This window comes from Chamaesiphon sp. OTE_20_metabat_361 (genome assembly GCF_031364565.1).
The window spans coordinates 1-3,869 of the sequence record NZ_JANLWO010000309.1 but is presented as its reverse complement, the minus strand read 5'-3'; the positions used below and the strand labels follow the sequence as shown (position 1 = coordinate 3,869).

The following is a 3,869-nucleotide window of genomic DNA, read 5'->3' as shown; positions in this document are numbered from 1 at the left end:
AATCGATATCAGCTAGCATAAACCCGCCCCTATAGTCGATGGATCTGTAGGGGCGGGTTTATGCTAGCAATTTTTGTCTGACACTATTATCTCCCAAACAAACCCGCCCTCCCTACTAGAAGCTTAGCTAGATTTACTTTGCCTGACGCAATAGCTCGATCGTTCTTTGGTAATCATTCATCTGTCCCTGCTGGCGGAATAATTTCGCACCAGTAGTGAGATCGGCAACCGCACCCTTTTTGTCGCCCAGTGCTAATTTCACCGCACCCCGATTGCTGTAAGTTTCCGCATCTTGGGGATTGAGAACTATTGCTCGATCGAAATCCATAATTGCGCCCCGATTATCGCCTAGCTCAAATTTTGCCACTCCTCGATTATAGTAAGTAAGGGGATCTTGAGGATTGAGGGAGATCGCCTGAGTATAGTCGGCAATTGCCCCCTGTTTGTCGCCTAGTCCGAGTTTCGCTGCTGCGCGATTGGTATAGGCTTCGGCATATTTAGGATAGATCTCAATTGCTCGATCGAATTCTAAAATTGCCCCCTGTGCATCGCCAGTATGCAGCTTCAGAGTACCGCGATCGTTAGAATCGATCGCGGGAGCTGGCGTGCGAAGTGGCAGACTCGAAGAGGATTGGGCAATCGGCATCGAGATAATTAAGAAGATCGGGGTGAGAAGTAAAAGGGCGAATTTCATGGGGTATCTGACAATTTTTTGGAGTTAAACTATTTGGTACGAACAGCACCGAGATGGATAGTCACTAGATTTACTATTTAGCTGAAGCTACAAACTGTCGCGCTCGTTTTCCGGCAAAAACTGAGTCGGCAGTGAGAAGCTGACATGTTGCTAACCATCGCATTTTTTTAAGGCGATCGCATCTATCGATCGAATGGGAGTAGGTCGGCGATCGAATCCTAAAAGCACTATATAAGTAGAAATTGAGGAAATTGTGAGTGCAGAATATGGGAGTAACGATAGTTACCCCCACATTGGTCGATCGGTTAGAACTAATATAGCCTGACTATAGCCCTAAATCTGCCGCAATCCGGTGAGCGCAAGCAAACCCCGAGAAAGCCACTGCATTTAATCCTTGTCCGGGAAAGGTACTATCCCCGACACAATACAAATCCGGTACCGCCGTGCGATTGAATGGCATATTTAATAGTCCCGGCAACTTCCGGCGCGGCACTGGCCCATAGCTGCCATCAGCACGTCCTAGAAAGCGGCGGTGCGTACGCGGTGTACCCACCTCCATGAAATCTAATCCCGCATTTAAGCCAGGGAAAATCCGCTCTAGTCGATCGAGCAATACCCCCGCGCGCGCCTCTTTTTTGGCGGCATAGTCACTCGGCGATAAACCTTCCCAATCGCTCATCCAACTGGGAGTAAACGCATGGATAATGTGATATCCCGCAGGTGCCAAGCTCGGATCGAGCAAAGTCGGAATCGACACAAAAATCGTCCCTTCCGGCTCCTCCATCTGCGTCCAATCTTCGAGCAAGACATGATGACACTCGGTACCCGCAGGCAGTACACTCGCCTCGACACCCAAGTGCAGACTCAAAAAAGCTGGCGACTTCTGATAACGTGATTGCCATTTGCGCTCCTTCTTGGGCATTTCATCTGCGGGTAAGAGCTGCTCGAAAGTATCCCAACGCGTGGCATTAGACACAATCTTCTTGGCTCGAAAAGTCTTGCCATTTGCCACTTCTACCCCGACAGCTTTACCCTGCTCGGTGATAATTTTTGTCACCCGGCACTTGTAGTAAATTTTGCCCCCAGCTTTTTCTAAGCCAGTTACTAACTTTTGGGCGATTTGACCGACACCACCTTTAGGATAATTAATACCGCCATAATGTCGATCGGAAAAGACCATTCCAGCATTAATCATGGGCGTCATTTCCGCAGGTACCACCGACCAGATATAACACTCGATATCGATAAATTTCAAGACGTTGGGATCTTGAATATATTTGCGGGCAATATCGCCCACATTTAAAGGTAAATACTTAACCAAACCCAGACAAGCAGCCGGATGTTGAAAGAATACCCGCATCAGATATCGCAACTCCTCAAGCGATAACAAATCCATCGCATTCAGGCAATTAAATACCTGCCAACACTCATCATAAAACTGCCGAATCCCCTGGGCTTCATGTGGGAACCTGGCAATTACTTCTTGTAAAAACTGCTCGTAATCTTGATGGACTTTAATATCTAAATCGTCAGGTAAATGATATTGCACCTGCACCGGGTCGGGGATCGTTTCGATACTCTCGCCCACCGCCGCCAGCGCCCGCGTCAATAAATTGGTAGTTCCCTGCTTGCCAAAGCCAAAGATCATCGAAGCACCGACATCAAAACGATAGCCCTCGCGATCGAAATAGCCCGAACTGCCGCCAGGAATCAGATACCGCTCCAATACCAATACTTTTGCACCCTTCGCCGCCAACTGAGTTGCCGTCACCAATCCCCCAATTCCCGAACCGATAATAATCGCATCAAAAATGGTTCTATCGTCCAGCGAAGCAACAGTTTCGGTACTAGCACTCACAGTCATAAATGAATCTTAAAAAAATCTAAAAAGTCATACGCTTTCTAATTTTACTGCTTTTTTCCTAGAAGCAGAACCACAAATCCGTAACTGTTAGTAGCCACCACCATTAGAATTTATCGTCTGTCCGGTAATCCAGCGCGCATCATCACTCGCCAGCCACCCAATCAATCTGGCGGCATCCTCTGGCTGACCCCATCTTCCTTGGGGATTGGCACTGCGAATTAACTCGTGCAACTCGGCATCCGCCCACGCTGTATCCGTCGCGCCAGGGTTGACCGTATTGACGGTGATGCCGCGTGAAATCAGATGTGCCGATAAGCTCAGCGTCAGTTGCTGGACGGCACCCTTGGACGCCACATAAGCCAGCTCACCAGGCATCGGCGTCAGATGTTGTCCCGAAGTTAGCAAGATGACTCGACCGGAACTTTGCTGATGTTGAGCCGCAAAAGCTTGCACCAATAGCAATGTCGCGCGCACATTTATATGCAAATGCCGATCGATTTCGGCGGCGGTGAGCTGTTCTAAGGCACCCATCGTACTGTAAGTATGGTTTGCAACTAAAATATCGATCTGTCCCAAGCTTTGCACTGCGGCATTCATAATCCGATCGGGTGTCGTCGGATCGCTAAAATCGCCCTCAGCATGGGCGATTTTGGTGCCAGATGCTTCGAGAGTGGTAATTAGGGAAAAGATGCCATCCGCATCGGCTCCCCACTCCCGCTCGGCATCATAGGGCGTGTAGGAATGAATAAATACATCTGCTCCCAGCATGGCTAGGCGTTGGGCAATGGCAAACCCGATCCCTTTGCGCCGACTTACGCCTGTGACTAGCGCCACCCGCCCTGTTAATCCTGCTGTATTTAAGCTGCCACTCATTCAAAATACATATCTCTGCACGATAAGTTTATCGTCCCCAGGTTGAAATAAACCACCCGATCGCGATGCCTAAGCCACCAAATCTCACAGCTTGCCAAAAGGGTTCCCACATGTTCAATAGTTGGGATTCTAATGTAAAACTTAGTTCTTCCAAACGCGATCGAATTTGTGCCAGTTCCTGCTTGACTTCCGAGTTCTTGCTGCCTTTGTGTTTCAACTCATTGCGCTGACGCTCTAATACTACCCGTTCCCGCTCGGCTAACTCGATCTCTGCCTGACGCTGTTTGAGAGTGGCGATCGCTTGTTCTAAGTCGGCAATTTCGCGATCGAAGTCGATCGTTTCATCAACAGGGGTAGCATTGTGAGTCATAGTCGGCGATACAATTTGGATAGCGTTACTATTAATATGCCTAAATTCAGGTCATAAATCTCATGTCT

General features: G+C 48.6%; 4 protein-coding genes. All 4 read right to left on the bottom strand.

Going from position 1 to position 3,869, the window contains the following annotated elements; translation table 11 throughout:
- Nucleotides 1–133: 133 nt before the first annotated feature.
- The 4 genes from RMO35_RS09210 to RMO35_RS09195 all read right to left on the bottom strand — a co-directional run bounded on the left by RMO35_RS09210 (nucleotide 134) and on the right by RMO35_RS09195 (nucleotide 3,801).
- Nucleotides 134–694 carry a tetratricopeptide repeat protein gene (locus RMO35_RS09210; RefSeq protein WP_309740451.1) on the bottom strand — a complete coding sequence of 187 codons (561 nt, stop codon included), beginning with the start codon at nucleotides 692–694 and terminating at the stop codon, nucleotides 134–136.
- Between the two features lie 325 nt (nucleotides 695–1,019).
- Nucleotides 1,020–2,558 carry a carotenoid isomerase gene (gene crtH, locus RMO35_RS09205; protein ID WP_309740449.1) on the bottom strand — a complete coding sequence of 513 codons (1,539 nt, stop codon included), beginning with the start codon at nucleotides 2,556–2,558 and terminating at the stop codon, nucleotides 1,020–1,022.
- A gap of 87 nt (nucleotides 2,559–2,645) precedes the next feature.
- A complete protein-coding gene (locus RMO35_RS09200) occupies nucleotides 2,646–3,431 on the bottom strand; it encodes an SDR family oxidoreductase (RefSeq protein WP_309740447.1) in 786 nt (261 codons plus the stop codon).
- Between the two features lie 28 nt (nucleotides 3,432–3,459).
- Entirely contained in the window at nucleotides 3,460–3,801 is a 342-nt protein-coding gene (locus RMO35_RS09195; protein ID WP_309740445.1) for a DUF2203 domain-containing protein, read from the bottom strand.
- Nucleotides 3,802–3,869 lie beyond the last annotated feature (68 nt).

Excerpts from the sequence above, each read along its gene's own strand:
- RMO35_RS09210 (WP_309740451.1), bottom strand. The coding sequence starts at position 694 with ATGAAATTCGCCCTTTTACTTCTCACCCCGATCTTCTTAATTATCTCG.
- crtH (WP_309740449.1), bottom strand. The coding sequence starts at position 2,558 with ATGACTGTGAGTGCTAGTACCGAAACTGTTGCTTCGCTGGACGATAGA.
- RMO35_RS09200 (WP_309740447.1), bottom strand. The coding sequence starts at position 3,431 with ATGAGTGGCAGCTTAAATACAGCAGGATTAACAGGGCGGGTGGCGCTA.
- RMO35_RS09195 (WP_309740445.1), bottom strand. The coding sequence starts at position 3,801 with ATGACTCACAATGCTACCCCTGTTGATGAAACGATCGACTTCGATCGC.